The organism is Bradyrhizobium sp. Ken51 (assembly GCF_055807435.1).
Map to the genome: position 1 here is coordinate 93,457 of NZ_JBVVPB010000021.1, position 26,172 is coordinate 119,628.

Below are 26,172 nucleotides of genomic sequence, written 5' to 3' on the forward strand. Positions count from 1 at the left end.
GGGCGCAGGTTATTTCGCCCCGTTCACGTTGCCCTGGAAATCCAGACTGACATCGGTCGAGGCGCCGCCTTTAGTGGCCTTTCCGCGCCAGACGCCGTTGTCGTCCTTCTTCAGGGATGTGACGTTGGTGTAGCCTGCGTCCTCAATCTTCGATTTGGCCTGGCCCTCGGTGAAGCTGTTGGCGCCTGCGACCGGCTTGTTGGAATTGTTCTGACCGGAACTGTTGACCGCGTTATTGTTGGGCCGATCAGTGGCCGGCGGGTTTTGCGCAAACGACGGACCCGCGAGAAGCGAAGCAGCCGTTAACAGAAGAAGCAGCCTCTTGTTCATGTCGTCCTCCAGAAGTGGCACGGCACAAACATGCGCTGGACTGAGAAGTTCCAAGTTTTCCCGGTCCGTGGGTTTGGAATGGAGGATGTAGAAAAGCATCTGCAAGAAACGGGAGCGGGCTCCGGGCGGCGTATTTGAATCTAAATGGGCCGGAGCGTCCGGAGCTGGCCAACTCGGGCGATGTGCGCCAAAGGGCCGCTGTGCTCATGCGGTGCGACGAAGCCTTCATGCAGGCGGTCGAGCAAACGAAAATGGAAAGGCCAACAAAGGTGGAGCCGAGATGCTGCTGGCGCTCGTTTGGCTTCGGCCCGGCAACAGCTTCTTGGAGGGAACCCCACGATTCCTTGAAGCGTTGCACTGACATCAGTTTGGCAGACGGAGGAGCAGATGGTGGCAGCGAAGAAGAAGACTGCACGGGGACGCAAACAAGATCGCACCCGTGTGGCTAAGGGCCAGGACTACGAACTGCGATACGAAGCAAAGAAAACTGGCCGCTCGGCCTCCGCGGTGAAGAAAGCCGTGAAGAAGGTCGGCAACAGCCGCAAGCGGGTCGAGAAACGTCTCGGCCGCTGAGGGCAGGTTCGCCACGTATTTCGGCGTGGCGATTGGCGGCCCTCAGATCCTGCAGGAGAAGCGGGTGAAGGCAGTCAGCATCTGCAAGCGCGGCTCACGTCGCGCAGGTAGATCTCGGTCCGGAGAAATGCGAGTTCGGTTTCTAGAGCGGACTCGCGGACGTCAACGTACCAGGATTTTGGCCGACCGTCCGTGCCGGTCGCTCCAGCGATAGGCGCGGCGCTTCAGCGAATCCTTGAGTTCGAACGGCGACTGTTCGGCCATATCCGGATGGTCTTCTGTCGTGCGCTCTCGAGCAGGACAGCGAGCGCTGGCGCGCCGGTCGTTGGTAGGTCGAAGTCCAAGATCTCGAGCAGCGCGTGACAGTCGTGAACCGCGCGGTGCGCCTGGTGGAAATAGCCGGCGCCGTTCAGAAGGTAGCCGAGCTTCGCTCCATCGAAGCCGTGCTGCCGCGAATCGACCTCGGTCGCGGAGCATGCCCACGCCTTCCGCTCGAAGACGGGCTAGTAGCGTTCGGAAAACTTCCGATCGAATCTACTGTTATGCGCGATGACCAGGACCACGGAATCGTCGACGAAGGCGTTCACGGCGGCCTCGTCGATCCTGTGGCCGGCCACCATTTTCATCGGTGATGCCGGTAAGCGCCGTGATCTCGGCCGGGATCGGCTCGGACGACTATGAAGGCGGAGAACGTGTCCGTGACATCAATGATGCGACCGTCCGGCGTGTAGCCAAACTTGACCATGCCGAGCTCGATGACTTCGTCCTTGCGGTGGTCGAGGCCGGTTGTCTCGGTGTCGAGCAGGATGCCGATCTTGGTTTCCTGTCCGAAGGCCGGCATCCACGTTTGGCGCGGTACCAGGCGGCGCAGCACCCGGTAGTCGCTCGATCGGCCTAGTACCTCGGCCATCGCGGCCAGATCCGATGCGTCTTGAAACATCTCTTCTCGTGTTGAGCCGATGAGGTAGTCCCGTCAGGCCCCACAATATCGGGACCGCTCGGCGCGAGATATCTGAAAGACAAGCAATTCACGGGCTTTTCGGGAGTGTCGGTGCAGTTGGCCCCCCTTGCGGGACGCTCGCGCAGGGCCTCAATCGCGAGCGCTCCAGAGGTCCGCGCTATGAACGGGCGGATCGGCGGAGCAGCTCCAAAAGGCTAGACAGGCGTCCGCGTATGGTGCCGACCCTGGGATTGCTACGGCCCCACTGGTGCGTGATCGTTTACGATCTGCAGCTATATTTGGGTCCATGGACTCCTCGTACGACTCCGAGCGCGAGGCCGTCGCGGCAATGAAGCTTGCCGCCGAAGCCGATGGGCTAGAACGGCAGAGATGGATCACCGCCGCCCTGGCGTGGCCAGAACTCACTCGCCTCCGGGGGCTGCCGAGCACAACCTGCCGGAAGGGTGGCCTACGCGGCAGCTCGTTACCGGTGCGAGGCGCAGCGCCTCCCCCACCCGCTTCCAAGCCCCTAGGATCGCGATCAGGGGGAAACGCGATGTCGGACCCGCCCACGGCATCCAATCCTCCCTGGTGAGGCCAGGACCACCGGCTGGGTAGGCGAGCTTGGTCCTGGGGAAGCGTCTGTCGGCAGATCCCTTCGCGCACTGCGGGACGGCCGCGAGGCTTCATCGGGTGCGCGGTGCGGCACCATCAAGAACGACAGGGGTGGGGGCGTCAGGCCTCGCCGGGTCCAGAGAAAGTCGCTGCAGCCGGCGTCGTGCGAGGCGTTGGCAGCGGCCGCTCGGTCGGTCCGGATGCCGAGGGATGACCGCCCCTGCTGTCATACCGTTCGGCGAGATCCAGGAGACGACGCCGGGTGAACGGATCGGCTTTCTCCGCCATACCCCCGACCCTTTGGGCCAGACCTCGGTAGAACTCCTGCTCCATGACACGCCCCTCAACATCACTGCCGGAGCTGCGTGCTCTACGGTCACGAAGTCAAGAAGGCCGGCAACAGTGTGAACCCGACCAAATTTTTATCGGCCAGCTTGAGGATCTCGGCTGAACTAGAGTGCCATGGCAGGGGGAAAAAAGATGGCCATGCTCCATCCGGTCCGGAAGGCGTGCCCGGCGTGCGGCAAGCCGATGAAAGCTGTGTCCGACGGAGCTTCGGAGCGGCGGTCGCGGTACTTTGCACCAATTGCAACGATGACCCGCTACACGCCCCCCGATGCTCGCAAGTGGGCGGATGGTCCGTTGCGACCTCCGGAGCCCTAGGTCTTCGCTGCGCGCGGTCTTGGTGTCGAGCATGGAACGGCCTCGGCCCGATGTTGTTGATGTGGTGGGCCCGCGCGAATGCACGGCCCGCGTGGCTCCGCCATCAAGCCCCCAGCCCCCAAAAGGCGGGGCCACGCTCATTCTTCCCAGTCATCGGGCAGAATTTTTCGTCGACCGTAACTTGCGTGAATCCTCGGCTGAGCGGGTTCAGGCAGAATGTGCTTTCGCTTGGGGGCGACCTCCAATGTTCGATGCTGAAACCACCGCGCTGTTGCGCGCGCTCCTCGACGAAGTGTGCGAGAGCGTGTCGCGCTACGAGACCTCCGCTCGCACCCACGTGGCCTCCATGATCCTCGAAGCCGCCGGCAAGGGCGACACCTCAGTCGACGGGCTGAAGAAGATCGGCGTCACTGCGCTTCGCGAGGCGCCAATCGTGCGGCATTGACCCTGCTCTCAAGCGAGCGCGCGGCCAGCGCCGCCCGGCCTATAGCTAAGGCGTGTACGCTTTAAGCGGCTGGCCGTCTGATGTCCGGTTTGCGGTCAACATCTGCCTAAGAGGGGATCGCCTGCGAGGTGGCGGATGGGCCAAAACCGGACTCACGGTGCCATGCACATGCGTCGCGCGTAGTCTATTGCTGCGATCTGCTTTCAAGCAGCCGGTCGCGGCCTCCTCCGATACAAAGCGCTCCGCTCGCTGCCATGCCTCGTCGTTGTCGCCGCGGAACTGGAAATATTTCCTAAACACGCTGCGCTGGGATTTCGTGTCGATAGCAACAGTCTGCGCAAACTGCACGAGCGTGCTTATCTTATGGAAGCCGCCGATGATCAGGAGCTGCGCGCCGGCTTGTACGCCGCACGCAGCCGATCGCGCAACGTCAGTCCATCGGTCGGGCAATTTGACGCGCAGGAGGACGGCACAAGCTCAAAACGGTGATCCGCCGTGACATCGTCCCGCAGCGCGGTCATGAAGGCCCGCAATCGCTTTTCATGTACGGCCGTTTGATCGGTGGGCTCGTTCGACGTGTCTCTATATTTGAAATCGCCGACAGAGACAGCTAAGGCGTGGCTGGCGGTCTCGGCGGATGCATCTGAGATGAGGCTGGATCCCAGGAACAGACCGGCTGGGGTAACAGCGTGCAGGATTGAGCTGTGGCGCATGGCGATGACTCGATCTCCTCGGCTGAGTCCATCTTACAAGATCGATTCTTTCCGTCTCCTGTCGAAGAAATTAATCCACGGTCACGCTACGCGGCCGCCCATAGCAGCGCATCGCTAATGTCTGCAGTGGGTCAACAGTGACCGTTCGCCGCGGGATCAGTTCCGGTCTACCGGGAAGTCGCCGGGCGCCGTTCAGAAGACCGCGAACGGGCCAGGAGGCGACATCTCCCAAAACGGCAATGCCTTGCAAACGGAGAAACCGCTTAGCATTCTCGCGGGTTTCACTCCTTTGTGCCGGTGGCAGATCGCGGGCGATCTCTTTTTCCAAGGCGATCGTCGCAAGCTGTTATTTCTTTGGCGCAGAGCCATCCTTCATGGGAGCGTTGTAGTCGGCCTGCGAACTATTGATGTTTGATGGATTGCCGGGAGCACTGCTACCGGTTGTCGTCCCGACCGCGTTGGTTGTCTCTCCCGGTGCATGAGAAGCCGCGCCAGGCGGGTCTTGGTTGCCAACATACCCGGACTCTCCGGAATTGCGGGTTTTTATACCCTTATCAGCTTCAGCTTGCACGTTTTGAGCAACACCGGATTGAGACGTCGCCTCCGTTTGCTGCTGGGCAGCAGCAGGTACCGATTATGGCTGGAAGTGCGACTAGCAATGCCACAGATAGAGTTCTCCATCGAAGCCCCGCCGCTTCTTCAACGATCCCCGAACATTTCGGCCAAACCGATGAAAACTTGGGACTGCAGCGTTGACACATTTCACGGAGAAAGCAGGTTTGAACGCAGTCCGTGCTCTTCATGCGCCGCTACAACCTACACGGACACGCGGTCCTCGTCTCGCAGGAACGACCGCGCACTGACTTGGTTGTGCTTGTCTTCCGGATAGGAGAGGTAACGATCATGGACCGTGAACATGTGAAGGGCGCCGCCGACAAGGCAAAAGGCGCGATCAAAGAAGGGGCCGGCAAGCTTACCGGAGATAAGGACCTGGAGGCAGAAGGCAAAATGGATAAGGCTAAGGGATCCGCCCATAACGCCGCAGGAAATGTGAAGGACGCGGCGCGGGATACCTCTGATGCCTTAAAAAAATAGCGAAGTTGTTGACCAAGAACTGGCCGCCTCTGGGCGGCCATTTCTTTCGCGATACGGCTCTTTCACTTCGCTATCGAAAGGCAGTAACCGCGTCGACGGCGGCCGGGCCTCTCGCTCGGGCTGGATCTGCGAATCCTCCTAGATGCGATGCGCCTTCGCAGGCTTGGATCTCCGCCCGAGGGCGTTGACTTGCGGCTTTGTGATCAACCCTCAATTGCAACTTTTTCCCAAATAGCGCAGTATTGGGTTTTCATCCCGGCCCGCATTTTAGGAATCCAATGGGTGTCAAATTCGTACTGGCGAAGCTCCTCGAAGCGGAGCTTAACGCACGAGGCGTGAGATCCATACCGTCATCAGACTGCGTCGACATCGTGCATCGTTTGTTGGAACAGCTCACAGAAATAGAGCTTACCTTGGCCGCGCGCGAGGTAGATGAACAGTCTGGACGCTAGGCTCTTGATCGGAGCGCATCTTCATAAGGTCGCGCGATCAGCGCTTATGCGTTTTTTTGCGGAAAGGACACTGATTAATGACTAAGCCAAATTGCGTAATAGTTCGGGCCTATGGACGACAGTTGGATCAGCTCCGCTCAGAGGCGTCCCGGATGTCAAAAGGCAGGAAGATCCTGGTGGGTAGAACGTGCGGACGCCGGCACCCGATTCTGTTTCGAGGACACCGACACAAGGAAAGCGTTCGCTTCCATCTGCGAGAGCTTAGCGATCCCCTGCCGCGACGTCTAACTCGCGTCGCTCGGGGTCTCGGATCAACCACCACGACTCCCGCGCATCGTTCTGCCAAAGTCCGGCCAACGGAGAGTCCGAACGCTTTTCAATGGGCATGAAAACTACTAGTCTTCCGCGGCAGCGAAATTCGATCGGAGCATAGTCACACAAGACTCAACGGAGGATGCCATGGCGAAGAGAGCAATAGCGCTCGGCGGTGGTGGACCGGCGGCAGGGCTGCACATCGGGGTTCTGGAAGCTCTCGCCGCACACAACATAACGTTCGATGTCTGGGCATTGTCCTGCATCGGCGCATGGGTCGGGATCGTCTACAACCAATGGGACGATCATGAAGACAAAGTCGAAAAGACTCACCAATTCTTCAGGAAGGGCGTCTTTCGGGACGACGAAAGCTATAAGCGTTTTCCCATAAACACAGTCTTCGGTCCGGATTGGCGCAGCAACATAAAGGCGCTGAACAACTTCGTCGGCGATTCCGACAACTATAAGGACTTCCTATGGGATCCATACCGGATGATGGACGTCTTCCAGGACTCGATGGAGATTTTCTTCAATCAGCTGCCTGACAGAGACAGAAAAAAGAAGTTCACAAGATTGGATGAAGGGGATTTCAATAGATGGATTCTCAATCAAGCGATGGCAACCAATCCCTTCATCCGTTATTTGACGTCCTTAATGTACCTTTCCAACGTCAACGGCCTGTCAAGGATCAACTATCCAGATAGCGAGTTCATGAAGGGGATAGATTTCGAACAGCTGAGGAAGCCTGGAAAACCAGCAATCTTCCATAACGCCTGGAACCTTGATCAGCAGAAGCTCGCATTATTTTCCAATCGTCCCATGAAAAGGGCGAGCGGAAAGTTTATGTTTGAGGGCCCTATAGACGCACGCACCTTGTGTGCGTGTTCGGCTCTTCCCTTCGTCGAAGGTACCGTAGAGATTGGCGGAGTGACCTACTGCGAAGGGGCGCTTGTCGATACTGTCAACTTCGAAAGTTTGCTGGAGGAGCACCCGGAGCTGGAAGAGATATGGGTGAGCCGGATTGTGGATTCAAAGCAAATCCGCAAGCCGGAGAACCTTCATGACGCGCTGGCAAATCTTTGCCAATTATTCGCCTCGACGGTTGGCGAGGACGACGTCAAGCTTTTCAAATACCACATCCGGTGTGACAAAACATCGAAACAGGAGGAGGTAAGGCGCAAGAAAATCAAGATCATAGAGATTCACGTTCCGGGTCACATCAATTTCAAATGGAATCACAGCAATCTCGATAATGGACGCAAGCTGGGAAAGGCCGCTGCAGAGCAGGCAATCGCGGCGTTCGGAAGGCATCAGGCGCTCCCTGCGCACGACGGGCCGCATTTCATCAACGAGAAGCCAGAGGGGCCGGCTTGGCAAAGCGTGTGTGAATATCACAAGGAGCTGAAGCGAGCCGCTGCATAAAGGCTCGAGCATGATATGGACAGGCGGAAGTCTCCGAACGGAACTCCTCAACCTCGAAATAATGATTTGAGGCCAATCATCCGGGCCAGACGCAACGACCCGGCGTTTTGCGATAGTCACCGCAGTTGGTCGAGCAGCGCCTTCGCCTGCTTCATATCTCTCGTGTCGAAGCCCTCGGTAAAGGATTCATAGATCGGGGCAAGTAAATCGAGCGCCTGCTCGCGTTTTTGCTGATCGATGCACAGCGCCGCAAGATCTGTCGCGGCCCGAAGCTCAAGGGCCTTGGCGCGTTGGCCTCTTGCCATCGCCAATGCCTGTTCGATCAGGGACTGCGCCACAGCCTCGGCATCTGGCCCACCCCGGCCTATTAGCACCCGTGCTTTGAGTCGGTACAATTCGGCTTCCAAAATTCGTTCGCTGTTGCGGGTACTTATAGCGAGACCCGACTCGATCAGCTCCAGCGCGGGCTCGTAGTCTCGATCAATCAACAGGCGCTGACACAAAAGTACCAAGAGCGCGGTAATGGCCAACTGATAACCGGCGTGACGGTACTCGTCCAACGCAGCACGGATTTCCCCAAGCGCGTTGGGTGAGCGATCGAGCGATGCCATGCATATGCCGCGAACGGCGCGGGCCAAACGCCACTGCCGGAATCCATGCTCCTCCGACAGGGCGATACAGCGCTCGGCAAAACTCTGCGCTATCAGGAACTCGCCGCGGAGAGCTTGGAGAATGCACGCATAATAAAATGCGTATGCTTGCGAATGCGGATGGCTAATGGCATCGGCGCGCTGAATTGCAGCGTTCATTCGCATGGTGGCCGTATCATCGCGGCCAAGCAGCCAGAGTGGCCACGACATCAGCGCAAGGTCGGCCACGCCGGCATCCTGGCCGGCCACACGCGCTGCCAGTCTATCCTCCTCGCTGCTCGCCTCGAAGGCTTCGAAAGCCCGTTCGATCGCTTCCTGGGCTCCGGTGATCTGTCCCATGAACAGGCGGATCATCGCCTGCCCGCGCATCGCATTGAGCAAGGCTGGCCGATCGCCGCGCGTTTGGGAGAGATGAAGTAAAGCGGCGATCGTTTCCTGGGCCAGCGGCAGTTCACCGCGAATGACGCTCGCAGTGGTTAGCCAGAACATGACCTGAAGTTGCTCGGGAGGATCTCGCAGGCGCTCGCATAGCTCTCGCGCGCGAGCAAAGGTAGCCATCGCATGGTTGGAGGCTGGCCCTTGGGTAGCGATCAGGCAGGGCCCCAGAGCGAACTGGAGGTCAAGTTCAAGCCTGTCATTCCGTGCGTCATCGGGCCGATGGCTCGTGGCCTCGATCCCTCGTTGCAAGTGCGCAATGGCCTCAAGATTGGCAGAGCGCATGGCTGCCTTCTTGCCGGCTTGCAGCCAGTATGCCTCCGCTTTTTCGAACAGTCCGGCCTCGGTGAGATGGTGCGCGAGCGTTTCGGGCTGAGCATCCACAATTTCCGGGAACCGTTGCTCGAAGGCCTCCGCGATCGTGGCATGCAGCGCTGCGCGTCGGCTCTTCAGGAGCCCTGAATAGGCAGCGTCCCGTACAAGTGCATGCTTGAAGGTATACACCGCCTGCGGTAACTCGCCGCGGCGGAAGATCAACTCCGATCGGACCAACTGGGCAAGAGCCTCCTCCAGTCTCTCTCTTGGCAACCCGGCCACCGTGCTCAGCAGTTCGTACGAAAACTCGCGACCCACCACGGCGCCGACCTGAGCTACCTCCCTTATCGGGGCCAATCGATCGAGTCTGGCCATCAGCGATGCCTGTAACGTGGTCGGAATCGCCATCGCTGGCAGAGGGCGGCTTAGGGTGTAATGATCGTCCTGCTCTTGCAAGAACCCGGTTTCGAGCACGGTCTTGGTCAGCTCCTCTACGAACAGTGGCACGCCATCAGTGCGGGCGAGTATCTGATCCAAGACCTCCTTCGGGAGCGCCTTGCCGGCGGTCACCCGCTCGATCAACGCCGCTCCGTTGCGACGGTTAAGTCGCGTCAAAGAGAGCGTCGTGACATGCGCATGACCAGGCCAGGGCGGCGTGAATTCCGGTCTTGCGGTGATGAGCAGCAGCACCCGAAGCCGCGGTACTTGTTCCAAGGTCATCGTCAGGAGCTCGAGAGAAGTCGGGTCCGCCCAATGGACATCCTCAACAATGACGAATACTGGTTGCAGTGCTGCCAGGCTTTTCAGCTGAGCCAATAGCGCCGCTAATGTCATTTCTTTGCGCTTTTGCGGACTCAGCTCCGGCAGTCGGTAACGCTCACCGAGTGGCAAGGACAAGAGATTGGCCAGAGGCACTACGCGATCTGCGTCAGCTCCGGATCGACCGAGCAGGACCTCAAGCTTGGCGAATTTAGCTGTCGGCGAATCACTCCGCTCGAACCGGGCGGCTCGTTCGAGTTGCCGGATAAACGGGTACAACGCACTATTGGTATGATGCGCCGAGCAGAACTGGCGCACCGTGATGTGCTCCTCTCCTTGCAGCCGCTCGTCGAGCGCCAAGGCGATATGCGATTTACCGATGCCCGCCTCTCCGGTAAGCATTACTGCGCAACCCTCGCCGCTCATGGCGCGCTGCCAGCGACGCAACAGCAACTCGATTTCCTCCTCGCGTCCAATTGGCTGCGTCAACTGAGTTTTGTGCTGGGCCTCGAAGCGGCTGTCGATGCCGGTAGTGCCCAGCACCTGCCATGCTTGTGTTGGCTCCGCCCAACCTTTCAGGATGACCGGGCCAAGATTCCGGAATTCAAAATGTCCTTCTGTTAGCCGGTGAGTACTCTCGCAGATCAGGACTGCGCCCGAATCGGCGAGCGTCTGCAAGCGCGCAGCTAAATTTGGTGTTTCACCAATAACCGCCTGCTCTTTCGCCGCACCTTCTCCCGTCAAATCGCCTACGACGACCATCCCGGTAGCAATCCCGACGCGGATCCGAAGTTGGGTGGATGGGAATGTCTGGAGGTTGGCCACGGCATCGACCAGCGCCAGCCCGGCGCGCGCCGCTTGCTCGGCATCATCCTCGTGCGCATGTGGATAACCGAAATAGGCGAGCACTCCGTCGCCCATGTATCGCGCGATGATACCCTCATTCCGAGCGATCACCTCCGCAATGCAGCTGTGGTAGGCGCCAATAACCCCTCGCAAATCTTCCGGATCAAGACGGGCCGAGAGCGCCGACGAGCCGACCAGATCGCAAAACATAACCGTGAGTTGACGCCGCTCGGCTCCGTCCCGCGCCGCCTTGCCGCCCGCTTGAGGCGTGCGCGAAATGTCGCCCTTGAGCTCCGTGATAGCACGCAACATCTTGCGGCGATGGCCGAGCAGGACACCGAGGTCCTTCAGGTCCTGCTCGGTGAGATCCCCAACAACTGATAGGTCAATGGCGTTCTCGCCAAAGCGCTGAGCGTACTCTCCCAATCCGATCGATGATAGCCATTCTGCAATACCGGACATGGCACACCTATTGGCTGTTTCTATCAGCATAGCACGTCAAGAACGTAAGCGTAGGCACAACTGAGAGAAGGCATGAAGCCCGGATCTTCTCGCAACGCAAAACCGGCGCTCCTCCTGGCTAAGGGTCGATGCGGTCAAGCACGGTCTCTGAAGGTCCATCGTGGCGTTCGCGTTGATGCCGATCACCTTCCGCTCTTCCCCGTCTGAGGCGCAAAAAGCGCAAGCCGTAGCGCCGGAGATGCGGGCCTTTGAAGGCACTGGCCATCGAAATCGACGGCGCCCGGGATCAATGGCAAGCGTCGTCATTCCCCGAAATGCGATGCTTGCCAAGAACCAGGCACTGCTTGCGGCGACCCATCTGTTCGCCGTGAGGAACGATTGCATCAGCCCCGCTTTAGCCGTCCGCACCTACAAGAGTTTGATCGGCGATTGCGATACCCGGCCGCCGATCGAAGGACCGGTCAGTGCGTATCCTTCTCGTTGTGCCTACGGTTTCCGAACACGTTTTCGAGCCAGTCTCACCTTGAAGAGCTCAAGGACGACAGGGCATGAGATGGCAATTTTGTCGAGCTGCAGCTTGCGCATTTGTACTGTGGAAGGTCTCTACAAGAGGCACGGCCCCCTCGCGCCGCACCGGCTTGCGGTCCTTGTCCGCCGTCCTCGCCTTTGCGGCTTTCCTGCTTGACGTCATGACGCCGCTCGAGGGCGCCGTGCCGGTTCTCTATCTCCTGGCGATCCTGCTCGCAGCGAAGACCAACTGGCGCGACAATACATCGTCGCCGTAGCCGGCTGCATCGCCCTGACGATCACCGCCTATCTGCTGTCGCACGATCTGCGGACCATCGCCTCACCGCCATTCGTGTGCTGGTGAGCCTCGCGGCAATCGGGATCACGACCTAGCTGGCGCTACAAAATCACGCGGCAACGAAGCGCCTCGCGGCGCAGGCCCGCCTGCTCAACCTCTCGCATGACATCATCTTTGTCAGGGATCGCAGCGGCGTGATCACCTTCTGGAACAAGACGGCCGAGCAGGTCTAAGGGTGGTCGGCCGACGAGGTGATCGGGCAGCTCGCCGACGCGCTTCTGCATACCAGATCTCCCGACCGGCGCGGGGTCATCGAAGCGAGCCTGGTGGGCACCGGTCGATGGTAAGGCCGCGTGCAGCAACGAACGAAGACAGCGGGGCGCTCACCGTCGACGGCTGGAGACACGCAGATATGGGGTGGTACTGCAGCGGCCTGGGGCTTCCATAGCGAGCAGTCTCGTAAACTGTCGGAGCTGATGGCAGCAAGGCACTCGATTCAGAACAGACCTAAGTTGATGTAACGCGGCCTATCACCGCAACACTGAAGATGCCGCCTCTTGGCACGCTTTTTCCCGGGGGAGTTACCCTGAAAGTTGTTCCGCATCTCCGACAACACCAAAGTTTTGCAGGCGCAGTCGCGATAAGTATTTGAAAAACTCGCCCGCATGTCGCGCGAATTGCCCCAACGATCCACAGGCGGTCTGCATCTCTACTAGTTCGCCTTGCAAAGAGGTGGTGTGGATTTTCCCAGATCAGCGGATACTCCCTCCTCCATATCTCCTTGACGGCTTGGTGCTTTTGGTCGCCCTGAGGGATAGCTACGGTTTCAATCTACGATTTCTTTACAAGTCCCGAATGAAAGCGCTTTAGTTGATTATCATCAAATTCAGATCGAGGACCCAGAGTCGTAATAACGTTGCTCGAGACATTCGCACTCACCGCGCGGCTGGGATGAAGGGGAGCTCAAGCTCACGTCCCCTATTGGTCCCTCATGAGCCAGATCCAGGCGGTCGATCGTCGGCTTTGCGTCCAAAGCTGCCCTGCCAAATTCGCATTTTGTCCCAAGGGCGCTTGGTTGCTGGCCTGCGCGAGGACTTCATCGACTTGGCGCGTGCTAATTGTAGGGTGCCACAGATTGCTGGCAGTTGCTGATCGCCCACAATTTCACGTTTGGGTCGCGTCGGATTGCAGCGGGCCTGCTTAGATTGAAAATGGGCTTGAGTTGCCGAGTGTTAGCTAGTTCATAATTCTCGTCTAGCCTGCCAGCGTAAGCTTTTGAGACAACCTCTCGGGAGACAATAATGACACCCGATTGGCTCATTTTCCCTACGACTATCGCCTGTGTCTGCTTCTTGATCATTGTGAGTTTGATCGTCCTTGGCGCGTGGTAGCCAAGTCACAAGGAGCATCTTCATATACATCTGAATATCTGCCCCTAGACCGACGTGAGCTCAAATAGTTCGGCAATTCGATCGGGTGCGGCATGGATTGTCCAAGTTGCGGCAGAGTCAATCCAGAGAGAAGGAGGGTATGCGACGATTGCGGCGTACCATTGCACTGCCGTTGCCCTGCTTGCGGCGCCGGCAATCCGTCGAGCAAGAGGTTCTGCGGCGACTGCGGTGCCGCGCTGCGGGCGATGGTAGGGCCGCGAGTAGCAGCTGCGGCCGGCGATTCGACGCTCGCCGCGGCATGGGTCACGGAGCACTTGAGCTCGTCATCCGCCCCAAATTCTTCCGAGCGTCGCCAGCTCACGGTGATGTTCTGCGACCTCGTCGGCTCGACGGCGCTTGCCACAAAGGTCGATCCTGAGGATCTACGAGACATAATCGCCGAGTACCGCGATAGCGTGGCGGCGGTCGTCCGCGAGTACGGTGGCACTATAAGCCGCTACATCGGCGACGGCATGCTCATCTTGTTCGGCCATCCGTCAGCGCATGAGGACGATGCCGAACGCGCGGTGCGCGCTGCGCTTGAGATCGCCGCCACCAGGCAGGCGCCAGGAGCACCGCCCGAGCTCGAGCTGCGGGTTCGCCTTGGGCTCGCGACAGGTCTCGTCATCGTAGGTGACCTCATCGGCAGCGAAGCTGCGGAGACACAGGCGGTGCTCGGCGAGACGCCGAACCTTGCCGCTCGACTGCAAGCGCTCGCCGAACCGGATGGGGTGGTAATCGCTGAGGACACGCGGCGGCTCATCGGCGGGCTCTTTGACTACGAGGATCTCGGCGCGATGGCTCTGAAAGGCTTCGCCGCGCCGGTGCAAGCGTGGCGGGTGCTGCATGAGGGAACGGCGGAAAGCCGCTTCGAGGCGCTGCACCCTTCAGTCCTCATCCCGCTGGTTGGGCGTGAGGAAGAACTCGCGCGGCTGGAGCAATGCTGGCTCCGTGCGCGGGCGGGTACCGGTCAAGTAATGCTGCTCGTCGGCGAGGCGGGGATCGGCAAGTCGCGCTTGGTCGCGGCTCTCCAGGAACGTATCGAACGCGAGCCGCACACCTTCTTGCGCTACTTCTGCTCGCCACATCATCAGGAAAGTGCGCTCCATCCCTTCATCGCCCAACTGCAGCGAGCGGCTGGTTTCGATCGTGAGGACACCCCGCGGGCGAAGCTCGACAAGCTCCGATTGCTGCTATCCCCGGCATTGTCGTCCGACGAGGACGTGGCGATCCTGGCCGAGTTGCTGTCGATTCCGGACGGTGATCTCTACCTTCCGGTTACCGTTACGCCGCAACAGAAGAAGGAGAGAAGCTTCGCCGCTCTGGTTCGCCAGCTTGAAACTCTCGCGCAAAGACGTCCAATCATGGTCGTGTTCGAGGACATGCAATGGATCGATCCGACGTCACGCGAGCTGCTAGACCGGACGGTCGATCGCATAGCAAACCTACCGGTCTTGGTCCTGGTCACCTGCCGCCCCGAGGTCAAGTTGGGTTGGACCGGGAAGCCGCACGTCAGCGTGCTCGTGCTGAACCGGCTTGACCAGAACTCGGGAGCCGCGCTGATCCGGAGCGTGGCTGGCGCCCGGACGCTGCCGGCCGAGATCGTCAATCAAATCGCTGAACGAACGGATGGCGTGCCGCTGTTCGTTGAGGAGTTGACCAAAGCGGTGCTCGAAACGAGCCCGGAGGGGAGCACGCGAGCCATTTCCTTCGCGCCGCCGCCCGGACTAGCTGTGCCGGACACGCTGCATGCTTCGTTGATGGCGCGGCTCGACCGGATCGGTCCGATAGCTAAGGAGGTTGCGCAAGTCGGCGCGGCCATCGGCCGCGAGTTCTCCTACGATCTGCTTGCCGCGATCGTACAGCGGTGGGACAGCGAGCTGCGGGCGGCGCTCGACCGGCTGATCAACGCGGGGCTCATGTTTGGGCGTGGCGAACCGCCCGACGCCAATTTCTTGTTCAAACACGCACTGGTGCAGGATGCGGCCTACGGCACCCTTTTGCGCAGCCAACGCCGCGAACTTCACGCGCGGATCGCTGGCGCGCTCGAGGAGAGACTGGCTACGGGCAGCCAAGAGCAACCGGAGATTCTCGCGCACCACTGCGGGCATGCGGGCCTGATCCAAAAGGCGGTTTCCTACTGGCGGGAGGCCGGTGAGCGTTCTAAGTCTCGATCGGCAATGACAGAAGCAATCGCGCAGATGCGAAAGGCGCTCGATCTGCTATCTCATCTGCCGGATACGCCCGGGCGCCAGGGCACTGAAACCGAACTTCAACTCGCGCTCGGCGGCGCGCTGATCGCCGCGAAGGGCCATGCGGCCGAAGAGACCGGCAAGGCTTACGCACGGGCGCGCCGCCTCTGCGAGTTACTGAACGACAGGCCGAACTTGCTCAAGGCACTCTGGGGCGAGTTCGTGCATTTTCACGTGCGCGGTGAAACGGACCGATCGCATCGCATCGCCGAGGACCTGCTCGACTTGGCCGGACGACAGAACGATGCGGCCATTCTTGTCGCCGGTCATCGGGCAGTCGGCGATAGCTGGCTTCATCGCGGACAATTGGCCTTAGCGCGCGCCCATCTTGAGCGGGGGCTCGCCCTCTACGATCCGGCGCAGCAGCGCTCTCTGACGGCTCTGTTCGCAGAAAACGCCCGCGTGGCGATGCTTTCGTTCCTCTCGCTGACGTGTGGTCTTCTTGGCTTCGCCGATCAGGCGCGCGTGCAGAGCAGTGACGCCCTATCAGAGGCGCGCGAGTCGTCGCACCCGATCAGCCTCGCATTCGCGCTGAGCGTCGCCTGCCGATTGCATTTCGTCCTCGATGAAGCGGGCGTGGTTGGACGACAGGCAGAGGAGCTAGTTGCTCTTACCACCGAGCAGCGCTTTGCCTTCTTTCTCGCGATGGGAACGGCATATCGCGGCTGGACCTTGGCGGAGGCTGGCGACGCCGAGGCGGGTGTGGACTTACTGCGCCGCGGTATCGAGGGGTTCCAGGCGTCCGGCGCAGCATGGATCCTTCCGTTCTATCTCGCCCAGCTCGCGACGGCAGAGGCAAAAGCAGCGCGATTCGAAACCGGGCTTGGCCAACTATCCGACGCCTTGGCACTAAGCGAGAAATCGGGGGTTCGATGGTTCGAGGCCGAGCTGCATCGGCGACGAGGCGAGTTGATGCTGACGGCTCGGCCGGGCGTCGAGGCCGAAGCGGAGGCCGAGTTTCGCTACGCCATCGCGATTGCGCGCCAACAGGAGGCGAAACTCTGGGAACTTCGCTCCGCCCTCAGCCTGGCCCGGCTTTGGCGCGATCAAGACAAGCGCGCTGAAGCCCGCCGTCTTCTTGCGCCGGTCTACGGTTGGTTCAGTGAGGGCTTCGACCTGCGCGACTTGAAGGAAGGCAAGGCGTTGCTGGAAGAACTGGGCGAGTAGAGATTTGAACTTGCTGTAAGCGCAACCCACTAGAGCTCCTTCTCGGGTTTGGCAACTTCGCTGTGCCGCCGAGTCGAGAGAGCAAACGCCGAACATCTAACGGCGATACTGCTGTTCACACGAGGAGCCGCGATGCGTCGCCTTAGCAGAGACCCCGAATGAGCAGCATTGCTCCCGCAGCGCAATAGAACTGACGGCGCCGGCGCGGCCGAGTCCATTACCTTTGTCCACGCGCGGATCAGGTAGAGTGCTCTCGGTGAGGATTGCCGGACAGCATTGAAACGACCTTTACGCGACGGTTGGCTGCAATTCTGGCAGCAGATCTCGCCGGATATAGTGAATTTATGGCCGCGCCGAGGAAGGCACTCTGCAAACTATAGGCGGCTATCGGTGCACAATCTCCGACCTTATCTCTGAACACGCAGCACGGATATTTGGTGGTGCTGGTGATAGCGTCATTGCGGGATACAGTAGCCCCCTGCAAGCAGTGCGGGCGCAGTGGCGATTCAACGTGCGCTCAATCGCCATAACGCTGATCTTCCAAATGAGAAAAGGGTGGACTTTCGTATCGGAGTTCGCAGTCCATCTCGGCATGAGTGCGAGCGAAGCTTCGCTCTGGCGGTAACGTCACCGGTATCGAGCCGCACATTCCGGGGCTACGACCATGCAAAATCGAACTTGCCCGCGAGATCGTCCCTAGCCCCCAGCGCATCGATGCAACATGTCAACATCCGGGCGTAAAATGATTTTAGAAGATCGACAAGGAGCGGCGGACCAAGCAGAACGTCTCGCGGCGGAGCTCACGCTGGTGCGACCAGAACTGATGTCCCACAATTCCGCAATTCGGGTTCGAGATCACAGCAACGCTGAAATCTATCGCACTGCGCTCGATGCTCTTGCAATCCGGAAACGCCACCCAGGTCCCGGCGCACCATTGTACTCACGATAGCACAACGTTCGTGCTGCCGATTGGACATTCATCCGGCTGCATCACCAACTGCACCCAAGCTCACCGAGGCGGGTTCAATTCGCCTGCAAGCCAACCGACCGCATCTGTCTTCATTGGATCCACAGCGAACGACGCCGTCTCGGTACGTTCGCAGGTCGAGCATTCGAACGTCCGCTTCTCGAATCCGTACTTGCCGGGAGAGATGCGCGCCAATGCCATCCGGTGTTTGCATACGGGACACATCGGCCGTTCGTTGATACACGCAGTCATCCACTGGCCCCCAAAGAATACTCATTTATCCCAATCCGATTTTCGAAACAACAAATGGCAAGCGCTAGGCAGCAGCTAAGTCATGCTGACCAGGGGTGAAACAGCCTTCAATGTCGGTTGGGAGAGGAGCCGCAGCCAAATGCCCCCAGTATTCTGCCTCGGCGAGCAGTTTCCAGCTTCTGTCAGGATGAAGCGCGGCACTCTGCCGACAGAGCGCGGCCATCGCGCGCAAGCGCTGTGCGGTTTCCATTCCAGCCTCCCATGTTTTCCCCACCTTATTTTTTGTTTTTACGTTGGAGTCATTATGATTATGCGTCAAAACTAATTTTTTGTTTTTCCCGACCCCGGCCGCGACTCGATACGCGCTTGCTGCGGTTGGCTTTCGTTTCGAGCGCCAACGCTGTTCATTTGGCGCAATGTTCCGGCTAGACATTCGCCCTGGTTGAAACCTTTGTGCTCGATGTAGTCACCGCAGGCATCCCGCAGCGTGCGACCCGATCTCGGATCCGGTCAGGAAAAACCACCATCCCCCGGTCTTCTTTCCATGGATGGAAAAGGTCGATGTGAGCGACATGACGCTCGCGCGTGCTGCACGATATCCGTGCGGCTACACAACGCAGTTTCAGCAGTCGATAAGTTATAGATGCGCTGTCAAACGATGATGTGCTCGTAATGATATCGTTGACTTGTCGTTTTGGAAAGCCGCCGCACCGCTTAGCCTCGTGGTGGCCGGCACCACCCGTAAATTTCCCAAGTGCCGGCAACCAGGCGCAATGGTTAAGTTGCGGCAGGTTTGAGCGCCGCATCACGAAAACACAAAAGCCAAAGCAATGGGCCGACCACGAGGTCCAGCAATTGTCCAAGCTCGCCCGGGCAGGCGCTGGCGTATCGAAGATCGCAGCCGAGCTGGGTCGTCACGCAGGATCGGTGAGGCGAATGGCGCGAAGGATAGGGATACTGTTGAAGAAGTAGCGCTCGCATCCCCGCCCGAATGAGCGCAGCACGGCTCACCTACAACCCAAAACCGCGACTAATCTCCCGCACAAGCCTGCGCGCAGGTCAGTATTTCTACCATAGAAGAGCGCCTGATCGAGCTGCGAAAGAATGGTCAGCCCAAATAGCGGATAGCAATACCTCTAAACATGGTGGTGAACCGGGTTGAACGATGCAACGCACGTTCAAACGGCCCCAGCCGAAGGTTGGGAGAAACAGCCGGGGCCGTGCATTCCCACGCCATGTGCCCGTAATCAGCGGTAATCGGCACGCCTCAAGCTTCACACGCACGTGCTAACAAGCTATTTCGCGGTCCGGCGCCGGAAGGGCATGTACTCACTAGGCTGCTGGCCGCCTGATGTCCGCTTTACCGCCAACATCGCCGAACAGCGGTGGGCTCCGAGGGTCGCAGATGGGCCATAAGGGGGACATCGGGCGATGGCGTCTCAGCCTTTTAAGGCGGAATCGGCGACCCGGGAACTCATTCAGGTGATGGCTGCGAATAGGCGCATGGGCTCCGGGAAACCCTTCAGCTCGGCCGGCCATTGATCGACAAACTTGAGCCCAGCGCCTGCCACTAAGTCTTTCACCGTACTCGACGCCAGAACTTCGCTCGCTTTCGCATGCTGAGCTACCCGTGCTGCGATGTGAACAGCAATGCCGCCCACATCGTCGCTCATCGTTTCAACCTCACCGGTATGGACGCCGGCCCGCACTTCGAGATCGAGCGGCCGCACCGCGCTGACGATCCTCTGGGCGCAGCGGACAGCGCGCGCCGGACCGTCGAACAGGGCCAGAAATCCGTCGCCTGTCGTCTTAACTTCGCGTCCGCGATGCCGCTCCAGTTCCGAACGCACCGCCGCATGATGCGCTTCCAGAGTTGAACGCCACTGCCTGTCGCCCACCAAGGAGGCTCTCCTTGTCGAATCGACGATATCGGTGAACAGCACAGTCGAGAGGACTCGATCAACCTCGACGGCAGTAGCGGAAACACCCATGAACTGTCTGATCTCCTCGACAAGCCGATCCTGATCTCCTGACCACGGAAGGTGATCTCTACCCGGTAGTTCGATCTAGCGTGCATCAGAAATTCCCTCTCCAAGCTCGCGGCCGGCGAGTGCCGAATGCGTACGTCGTCGCGCCGATGCATGACCAGCGTAGGAACATGGATCGACGGCAGGATGGCCGTTACATCGATCTCGCGGTTCATACGCATCAGGTTGATCACATCAGACGGGCTGGCCGCCGAGCGCTCGAACTTTGCGAAGCGCTCCATGGCGCCGGGAACTGCGGCTGAAGACGGGGAGAAAGTGGGTAGGCTCTTGCCGGTTCCCCAGTTGGATCGGATATCGCGCTCCAATCCCGCGAAATCGTCGAATGGGACGGAGGCGCCCACGGTACGCGCATACGTGCCGAACAGGAGGAGACCGGCGACCCGTTCAGGATAGGTCGCCGCGAACAGGATCGACATCGGCCCGCCCTCCGAGACACCGAACAAGTACGCCCTCTTAGAATCCGAGGCGTCGAGCACCGCGCGGATATCGTCGATCCTTCATCGAGCGGGACACCGACGCCACGATCATTGAGACCCGTTCCGCGTTTGTCGAAGCGGATCAGTCGCGAGAACGAGCCGAGTTCGTTAAGGAAGCGCGCCGCGTTGGGATTCTCCCACGACAGCTCAAGATGCGATACAAAGCCCGGCGTCATGAGCAAATCCGGACCATCTTGTCCGGATATTTGGTACGCGACGAGACCTCGCCGCTCGTCACATAGCGCGTCTCGACGACCATGGCTTTCCGCCGGCCTAGCCTCTTGGGTAGCCTACGGCTAACGGCCAAGCAGTGCAATTGATCGGATAGGCTCATTGCATTGTGGGGATGGCCTCAGCTGCTCATATTCGCTGAGGGTCCGCGGCGGACCTCAGTCGGGGCGTTGCACGGGTCCGCTTTGGGTCAGAATGCGAAGATCTCAACGCCAGCGAATCCGATCCGCCATGCCTCCCTGAGCGGACCTCTTGGCGCGCCACCGCTACTTCGGGTATGCCCAAAAGCAGACCTTTCCGACGTGGTCTAAGTTATTGCTCTGACGATCCCTGAGCAGTTTGGAAAACGATCAAAGCCACAACACACAAGCTCATCATCGCCGCAGCAAAAACCATTGGCGCAGCGGCACTTCGCGCGTAGTCGCGAGCAAGTCCGGCTCCTGTTGGCAAGATCGCCATCGCTGCATAGTACCATGTGTAGTAAACACCCATGCCGCCCGCGCGCGTCTCGGGCCGCAACGCCTGAGCGGGAAGTGCCATAATCAGTCCGGGCGGCACCCCCATACCGAGCACGATCAGAGCAAACGCAGCAAGTAAGCCGACGCCGGACGCAAACGGCAATACCAACAAGCCAATCCCTGTGACTGTGAACGATGCCAGCATTGCAAGGCCGGGACGTCCGAATCGCTCGACAAAAGCACTCGCTAGAGGAATCGCTGGAATCAGCGTCCAACCTATCAAGCTCACGACCAAATTCGCTTGCACCAGCGAGAAGCCATGCCGCCTGAATAACTCTGGCCCAAAACTGACCACTACAATGTAGGCAACGTTGAACAGGGCCCAAATCGCGCCGGCTATACAAACGAGAGTCCATTCGCGCCGATTGAGATCAAGTTTGAGCCTCATCTGCGTTGAGGACGTTGCTCCCGGTGGCTCCTGATAAAATAGCGCGACCAACACAAATCCGGCCAGCACGCACAATGTGCTCGCGTGCATAATCGCGACCCAGCCGTGCTCCGCGCCAAGTGGTCCGAAAACCAATAGTCCAAGCGCAATGCCAAGTGGCCAACTTGAAACCAGCGTACCCATGGCGGTCGCGATTTCACGGCCCGAGAACCAGTCTGCGACCATCTTCGTGGCCAATACGTTGAACAGTACGGCGCCCACACCGAGCACCGTGCGTCCCACTGCCGCCAATAGAAACGATTGACCGAACCCCATGACAGCGCCACCCACCGCCATCAGGAAAAGACCGATGAGCGCGACACGCTTGGCGCCGAGATTTTGACCGAGCACCCCGCCTGGTATGGCAATCGCCACGCCAGGCAATGAATGCAGACCGATCAAAAGCCCAAGCGCGGCATAGTCGATGGCCAGCGCTGCGATAAGGAAGGGGCCGGCGGAAGCGACCGCCTGGAACTGAATTGCGAGCGCTGTGCGTGCAAGAAAAAGAACGAGCAGAATTAGCCATCGCCTGTCAGGTAAATGCGACATCATCCCCCCTGGCCCGCAAACAGGCGACAATTTCAATCAGGCTGACGGCCTGATGTTTTGATTCATTCGGAAAAAATTCTTGGGATCGTACTTGCTCTTCAGCTCGCGAAGGCGACGGTAGTTCGATCCGTAGGCAGCAGGAACCGGATCCAAGCCTTCATCGTCCCCGAGATAGTTGACGTATTTGCCGCTCGCCGCGAAGGGCTCCATCTGCGCGTAAGTATCGCGCGTCCAGGCGATGCAGCGATCAGTCATCGCGGCATCCAGCCATTGAGTCAGGATCAGGAAGTTGTAACCCTCCTGCCGATGCGGGAATGCCGTTTCCTCGACGCCGACGCGAACTGCGGCACCGTGGATGTGCTCGATAACAAGCTGCCCCATGGGGGTTGGGCAGCGCGCGAAACAGTCAATCATTGTCCGGAGGGCGTCATCGCTGAGCTCTCGCAGGAACGTCGACTTCCAGTAGTTGAACGCGCCCTTCGGATATGCTGTATCCAGCATGCTGTTGAGCTCGCAGTACGCCATCGGCCCAATCCCGTCCATCGCCGGCATGCCGAATTGCTTGAGCGGACGCATCGCCAGTTCGCCGGCTACGAGAGGCCCACAATGACACGTCACCATCGCCGCCAGTTTCACGCCGGAGCCGTCAGGCGCATGAGCCAGCGTGGCGAAAAGGATCTGCTCGTCCGGGAGCGACGACGTGCGCTCGCGATACAGCGACAGCACGTCACGGCTGCGATCGAACGGGTATGCGATCAGGCCACCCGTGATGGGGGGCCTACGGGGTGCAGCTGATATTCCAGGGTGGTGGCGATGCCAAAGTTGCCACCGCCGCCACGCGCCGCCCAGAATAGGTCCGGCTCCTCCGTCTTGCTGGTGCGTATCAATCCGCCCTGTGCATTGACCAGCTCAAGTGAGGCAAGGTTGTCGAGAGCCAGGCCGTATTTGCCCATGAGCCAGCCGAGACCGCCGCCAAGGGTCAGCCCCGCGATTCCGGTGCTCGATACGATTCCTCCCGTAACGGCCAGGCCGTGCCGCTGGGTTTCGCGATTTAGCTCCGACCAGGTGACACCGCCCTGTGCATGAACCCTTCGGCGTTCCAGGTCGACCTTGATTGCCTTCATCAGCGACAGATCGATCATCACCCCGCCGTCGATCGTTGCGCGCCCCGCCACGTTGTGACCGCCACCGCGGACCGCAACTTCGAGTCCAAGTCTTTGCGCGAGCCTGATCGCATCGGCGACATCTGCGGTATCGCTACATTGAGCGATGAGCGCTGGCCGCTTATTGACCAGCCCATTGTGGACCTTTCTTGCCTCCTCGTAGCCCGCATCTCCCGGCCGCATAAGCGTGCCGCGAAAGGTTTTGCCAAACTCCGCCGCCTCAGCGGCAACCGATCGAACCACCGTCATCGTGCGCTGTCCCTTCGTTTGTGCTCCATCACTTCTCACACCCTCATCGCGCGGAAGGCAAACTCAAAGAATTTGGCTTGAAGATGAATGCTATTCATCTAGGATGAGACATGACCAAGTTGCCGCCGCTTATCGAGCTCCGCGCGTTCGAGGCTGCCGCGCGACACCTCAGCTTCAAGAAAGCTGCGGCCGAACTCGGCGTCACGCCGACTGCTATCAGCCACCAAGTCCGGTTACTGGAGCGATATTGCGGGAAGGCGCTGTTCCGGCGCAGACCGAGACCACTGTCGTTGACAGATGCCGGCACTCGGCTCTTTCCAGTCGTACGCGACGGTCTCGAAGGGTTCGCCACCGCGCTCAGCAGGATCAGGCGCAAGGACGATCGACAGGCCCTTCGTATCACGACAACGAACGCTTTTGCCGCTCAATGGCTTGTGCCACGCCTGCCGCACTGGAGAAAACAGCGCCCAGATGCACCACTTGATATCATCGGCACCGACAGTATCATTGACTTGTCTGCGGGAGACGCGGACGTGGCGATCCGCTATGCCACCTCCCGCGAAGCGCCGCGAGAGGGCATGGCAGAAGAGTTTTTGAGCGACACGTATTGGCCAGTCTGCAGCCCTGACTTGCTTCCCGCCGGAGGCCGGCTGAAAAATGCGGCCGATCTTAGGAAGCATGTCCTCGTTCATTCCTATTGGTTTCCGTCTGATATCGACGCACCTACCTGGCAGCGATGGCTCTCCGTCGCCAGGCGCAGGTGGCGCAACCTGCCCGACTTCACGGACATGCAACATCTGAGTTTTCGAGAGGAGCTTCACGCGATCGAGGCGGTCGTCGGGGGCCAGGGTGTAGGGATTTTTAGCGACGTGCTTGTGGCAGCCGAACTTGCATCCGGCGCGCTTGTAAGGGTATTTGACCTAAGTTTACCCGGATATCGCTTTCACGTCGTCCGCCGGACAAGCCATCCCCGCGAAAGGATCATTCGCGCATTCTCCGCCTGGTTGCTATCAGTTCGATAGACTCGGATGAACACCGCACACAGGAATTATCGCACAAGGAAAGGCGGCCCGGCAGACTCTAGCTTCGGATGACATGGCTTAACCCTTAGCCCTTGATGTCCCGCACTTCTGTAACAGGACATCCCGACGTAGCGAAGGTCTCGCGATGCAACGACGTGCGGTTTGCGTGACAAGCGGTCCTCGCCGGCTGCGCACCGCGGGATGCGCCCAAAACCGGACATGGCCAGAGGCTGCTTCTATGGCGCACGACAATGCAGGTTCGAGGCTCGCCGACGTGAGGGCCTTACAGCACGCGCACTTACGTGGGCTGCGACACGATTGTTTGCAGCAGCTGCGTAAGTGCTACAGGCGCGGTTATGTGCGCTGAATGGCTGGCGTCGAGTTCGTAGTAACGCCAATTGCGATCGTTTTTTGCGCGCTCGGCAAATGGTCGGAAAGGATCCGCAGGAGTTACGCGCGTGAGATAGATATAGCTACGCGGCAAGGACAGATCCCCACCGTGCATCTTCAGCGGCTGCTCGAAGCACTTGATGGATTGGGGGAGCCGGCGTTCAGAAATCCACTTCACGTCGGCATCCGATGTGTCAGGCGGAATGGGGTTCGATGGCACCCGCCAGCCATCGCCCGCCTTCGCGAGCTGCTGCATGCGCTGCCGTGCCGTCGGGGGCCCTGCGTCCATCAGAGATTGTCCATCCGTTGGCACAAATGCGTCCAGATAAACCAATCGAGTGATACGGTTTCGCGCCCGGTCGGCAACCCCCGTTGCGACCATGCCACCGTAGCTGTGGCCGACTAGCACAATGTCGCGCAAGTCTTCGTATTTGATGACCGCCAGAACATCCTGAATATGGGTTTCAAGATCGTTTGACGGGCTGGCTAGGTGCTCCCTCTCGCCGAGACCTGTGTAGGTCGGAGTGACCAGGCGATGGCCGCTGGCGGCCATTAGCGGGTGCATCTTCTTCCACGACCATCCCGCAGACCACGCACCCGTACAGACTAAGAATGTTGTTCCAGAAGTCTGCGCGATGGCCGGCGCGGCCGTTGCAACAATGGCGGTGGTTGCGACGGCTGCTTCCAAGAATTCTCGACGTTTCATCGTCTTCCTCCTTGCAATGAATTTCCTGTGGTGGAACTGGTGTCGTCAGTTCAGTTCGCGCGTGCAGCCACCTGAACATTCCAATCTCCGAAACTAACCAACTATGAAAACCAGGGCGACGGTCGGCCTACACTTAACACGTGCAGGCTCATCGCGTAACACCCTTTCGGGCGTCGTGCCGGGAGCTTGAGGTCCGCTGCGGGTCACAAGCTGACGGCTGCCGGGCTTCGCGCAACATCGGCAACGGGCCCAAGAGCCGACGTTGGCGAGCGCGTTGCGAGGACTAGTTCGGGGTCTGGCTTTCCAACCAGCTTCCTATCGGCACCGCGAGCGATGCAATCAGTTGGAGCGTCGGGAACGGGCGCCCCCAATCAACAACATCCGAAACACATCGTGACTGAAGTAATTGCATACGCAGCAATTTGACGGCGGCCGGGGCTTGCTTCAGTTCGTTCCGTATCCGGAACGAACTGAAGGAAAGTCGCTGGCGTTG

Annotated in this window: 20 protein-coding genes and 2 pseudogenes; 9 read left to right on the plus strand and 13 right to left on the minus strand. The window is 59.5% G+C overall.

All coding sequences use genetic code 11. The features are described 5' to 3' along the window. Positions 1-9: 9 nt before the first annotated feature. Positions 10-330: a hypothetical protein gene (locus AC0L27_RS29230; protein ID WP_473321202.1), complete on the minus strand. Its 321-nt coding sequence runs from the start codon at positions 328-330 to the stop codon at positions 10-12. Between the two features lie 387 nt (positions 331-717). On the opposite strand from AC0L27_RS29230, the gene AC0L27_RS29235 reads away from it, so the two are divergent. Then, the gene (locus AC0L27_RS29235) at positions 718-903 is read left to right on the plus strand and encodes a DUF3606 domain-containing protein (protein ID WP_473321169.1); all 186 of its coding nucleotides are present in this window, start codon (positions 718-720) and stop codon (positions 901-903) included. Positions 904-945: 42 nt separating this feature from the next. Here AC0L27_RS29235 and AC0L27_RS29240 read toward each other — a convergent pair. After that, positions 946-1,843 (minus strand): annotated as a pseudogene (locus tag AC0L27_RS29240) (3'-5' exonuclease). A gap of 735 nt (positions 1,844-2,578) precedes the next feature. Further along, entirely contained in the window at positions 2,579-2,791 is a 213-nt protein-coding gene (locus AC0L27_RS29245) for a hypothetical protein (protein ID WP_275170236.1), read from the minus strand. A gap of 574 nt (positions 2,792-3,365) precedes the next feature. On the opposite strand from AC0L27_RS29245, the gene AC0L27_RS29250 reads away from it, so the two are divergent. Continuing rightward, on the plus strand, positions 3,366-3,566 hold the full coding sequence (locus AC0L27_RS29250) for a hypothetical protein (RefSeq protein WP_275170235.1): 201 nt from the start codon (positions 3,366-3,368) through the stop codon (positions 3,564-3,566). Positions 3,567-3,611: 45 nt separating this feature from the next. On the opposite strand, the gene AC0L27_RS29255 is transcribed toward AC0L27_RS29250, so the two are convergent. Both AC0L27_RS29255 and AC0L27_RS29260 read right to left on the minus strand, forming a co-directional pair. Continuing rightward, on the minus strand, positions 3,612-4,016 hold the full coding sequence (locus AC0L27_RS29255) for a DUF2380 domain-containing protein (protein WP_473321171.1): 405 nt from the start codon (positions 4,014-4,016) through the stop codon (positions 3,612-3,614). Beyond that, positions 3,947-4,279: a hypothetical protein gene (locus tag AC0L27_RS29260; RefSeq protein WP_473321174.1), complete on the minus strand. Its 333-nt coding sequence runs from the start codon at positions 4,277-4,279 to the stop codon at positions 3,947-3,949. Before AC0L27_RS29260 ends, AC0L27_RS29255 begins: the two co-directional genes overlap by 70 nt. 903 nt (positions 4,280-5,182) lie before the next feature. On the opposite strand from AC0L27_RS29260, the gene AC0L27_RS29265 reads away from it, so the two are divergent. Both AC0L27_RS29265 and AC0L27_RS29270 read left to right on the plus strand, forming a co-directional pair. Continuing rightward, a complete protein-coding gene (locus tag AC0L27_RS29265; RefSeq protein ID WP_275170233.1) occupies positions 5,183-5,374 on the plus strand; it encodes a CsbD family protein in 192 nt (63 codons plus the stop codon). A 911-nt stretch (positions 5,375-6,285) separates the two neighbouring features. Next, positions 6,286-7,560, plus strand: a complete 1,275-nt coding sequence (locus AC0L27_RS29270) for a patatin-like phospholipase family protein (protein WP_473321175.1) — start codon at positions 6,286-6,288, stop codon at positions 7,558-7,560. Positions 7,561-7,676: 116 nt separating this feature from the next. Here the strand turns inward: AC0L27_RS29270 and AC0L27_RS29275 are convergent, their stop codons facing one another. Then, positions 7,677-11,027, minus strand: coding sequence for an AAA family ATPase (locus tag AC0L27_RS29275; protein WP_473321177.1), 3,351 nt, complete (start codon positions 11,025-11,027; stop codon positions 7,677-7,679). A 647-nt stretch (positions 11,028-11,674) separates the two neighbouring features. On the opposite strand from AC0L27_RS29275, the gene AC0L27_RS29280 reads away from it, so the two are divergent. The 4 genes and pseudogenes from AC0L27_RS29280 (at position 11,675) to AC0L27_RS29295 (ending at position 16,681) form a co-directional block, all read left to right on the plus strand. Then, complete coding sequence (locus tag AC0L27_RS29280) at positions 11,675-11,812, plus strand: hypothetical protein (RefSeq protein WP_473321181.1); 138 nt, start codon at positions 11,675-11,677, stop codon at positions 11,810-11,812. Between the two features lie 190 nt (positions 11,813-12,002). Further along, entirely contained in the window at positions 12,003-12,065 is a 63-nt protein-coding gene (locus AC0L27_RS29285; protein WP_275170660.1) for a hypothetical protein, read from the plus strand. Positions 12,066-13,315: 1,250 nt separating this feature from the next. Further along, positions 13,316-13,441: pseudogene (locus AC0L27_RS29290) on the plus strand (double zinc ribbon domain-containing protein); the annotation flags it as partial. Between the two features lie 96 nt (positions 13,442-13,537). Further along, on the plus strand, positions 13,538-16,681 hold the full coding sequence (locus tag AC0L27_RS29295; protein WP_473321204.1) for an ATP-binding protein: 3,144 nt from the start codon (positions 13,538-13,540) through the stop codon (positions 16,679-16,681). A 1,283-nt stretch (positions 16,682-17,964) separates the two neighbouring features. Here AC0L27_RS29295 and AC0L27_RS29300 read toward each other — a convergent pair. The 5 genes from AC0L27_RS29300 to AC0L27_RS29320 all read right to left on the minus strand — a co-directional run bounded on the left by AC0L27_RS29300 (position 17,965) and on the right by AC0L27_RS29320 (position 23,561). Beyond that, a complete protein-coding gene (locus AC0L27_RS29300; RefSeq protein WP_473321183.1) occupies positions 17,965-18,150 on the minus strand; it encodes a hypothetical protein in 186 nt (61 codons plus the stop codon). 1,228 nt (positions 18,151-19,378) lie between these two features. Next, positions 19,379-19,891, minus strand: coding sequence for an adenylate/guanylate cyclase domain-containing protein (locus AC0L27_RS29305; RefSeq protein ID WP_473321184.1), 513 nt, complete (start codon positions 19,889-19,891; stop codon positions 19,379-19,381). 1,076 nt (positions 19,892-20,967) lie between these two features. Next, complete coding sequence (locus AC0L27_RS29310; RefSeq protein ID WP_473321186.1) at positions 20,968-22,152, minus strand: MFS transporter; 1,185 nt, start codon at positions 22,150-22,152, stop codon at positions 20,968-20,970. Positions 22,153-22,185: 33 nt separating this feature from the next. Then, positions 22,186-22,875 carry a BBE domain-containing protein gene (locus AC0L27_RS29315; RefSeq protein ID WP_473321187.1) on the minus strand — a complete coding sequence of 230 codons (690 nt, stop codon included), beginning with the start codon at positions 22,873-22,875 and terminating at the stop codon, positions 22,186-22,188. Positions 22,876-22,904: 29 nt separating this feature from the next. Continuing rightward, positions 22,905-23,561 (minus strand): FAD-binding oxidoreductase, encoded by a 657-nt coding sequence (locus tag AC0L27_RS29320; protein WP_473321188.1) that lies wholly within the window; start codon positions 23,559-23,561, stop codon positions 22,905-22,907. A gap of 110 nt (positions 23,562-23,671) precedes the next feature. Here AC0L27_RS29320 and AC0L27_RS29325 point away from each other — a divergent pair, with 110 nt between their 5' ends. Further along, positions 23,672-24,583 (plus strand): LysR substrate-binding domain-containing protein, encoded by a 912-nt coding sequence (locus tag AC0L27_RS29325; RefSeq protein WP_473321190.1) that lies wholly within the window; start codon positions 23,672-23,674, stop codon positions 24,581-24,583. A gap of 298 nt (positions 24,584-24,881) precedes the next feature. Here the strand turns inward: AC0L27_RS29325 and AC0L27_RS29330 are convergent, their stop codons facing one another. Both AC0L27_RS29330 and AC0L27_RS29335 read right to left on the minus strand, forming a co-directional pair. Then, entirely contained in the window at positions 24,882-25,679 is a 798-nt protein-coding gene (locus tag AC0L27_RS29330) for an alpha/beta fold hydrolase (RefSeq protein WP_473321191.1), read from the minus strand. Positions 25,680-25,962: 283 nt separating this feature from the next. Continuing rightward, on the minus strand, positions 25,963-26,172 hold a 210-nt coding region (locus AC0L27_RS29335; protein ID WP_473321192.1), incomplete at its 5' end, for a hypothetical protein.

What these genes read in the sequence shown, in the direction of transcription:
- AC0L27_RS29230 (WP_473321202.1), bottom strand. Translation starts at nt 330, where the DNA reads ATGAACAAGAGGCTGCTTCTTCTGTTAACGGCTGCTTCGCTTCTCGCG.
- AC0L27_RS29235 (WP_473321169.1), top strand. Translation starts at nt 718, where the DNA reads ATGGTGGCAGCGAAGAAGAAGACTGCACGGGGACGCAAACAAGATCGC.
- AC0L27_RS29245 (WP_275170236.1), bottom strand. Translation starts at nt 2,791, where the DNA reads ATGGAGCAGGAGTTCTACCGAGGTCTGGCCCAAAGGGTCGGGGGTATG.
- AC0L27_RS29250 (WP_275170235.1), top strand. Translation starts at nt 3,366, where the DNA reads ATGTTCGATGCTGAAACCACCGCGCTGTTGCGCGCGCTCCTCGACGAA.
- AC0L27_RS29260 (WP_473321174.1), bottom strand. Translation starts at nt 4,279, where the DNA reads ATGCGCCACAGCTCAATCCTGCACGCTGTTACCCCAGCCGGTCTGTTC.
- AC0L27_RS29265 (WP_275170233.1), top strand. Translation starts at nt 5,183, where the DNA reads ATGGACCGTGAACATGTGAAGGGCGCCGCCGACAAGGCAAAAGGCGCG.
- AC0L27_RS29270 (WP_473321175.1), top strand. Translation starts at nt 6,286, where the DNA reads ATGGCGAAGAGAGCAATAGCGCTCGGCGGTGGTGGACCGGCGGCAGGG.
- AC0L27_RS29275 (WP_473321177.1), bottom strand. Translation starts at nt 11,027, where the DNA reads ATGTCCGGTATTGCAGAATGGCTATCATCGATCGGATTGGGAGAGTAC.
- AC0L27_RS29300 (WP_473321183.1), bottom strand. Translation starts at nt 18,150, where the DNA reads ATGGAAACCGCACAGCGCTTGCGCGCGATGGCCGCGCTCTGTCGGCAG.
- AC0L27_RS29305 (WP_473321184.1), bottom strand. Translation starts at nt 19,891, where the DNA reads ATGGGTGTTTCCGCTACTGCCGTCGAGGTTGATCGAGTCCTCTCGACT.
- AC0L27_RS29310 (WP_473321186.1), bottom strand. Translation starts at nt 22,152, where the DNA reads ATGATGTCGCATTTACCTGACAGGCGATGGCTAATTCTGCTCGTTCTT.
- AC0L27_RS29320 (WP_473321188.1), bottom strand. Translation starts at nt 23,561, where the DNA reads ATGACGGTGGTTCGATCGGTTGCCGCTGAGGCGGCGGAGTTTGGCAAA.
- AC0L27_RS29325 (WP_473321190.1), top strand. Translation starts at nt 23,672, where the DNA reads ATGACCAAGTTGCCGCCGCTTATCGAGCTCCGCGCGTTCGAGGCTGCC.
- AC0L27_RS29330 (WP_473321191.1), bottom strand. Translation starts at nt 25,679, where the DNA reads ATGAAACGTCGAGAATTCTTGGAAGCAGCCGTCGCAACCACCGCCATT.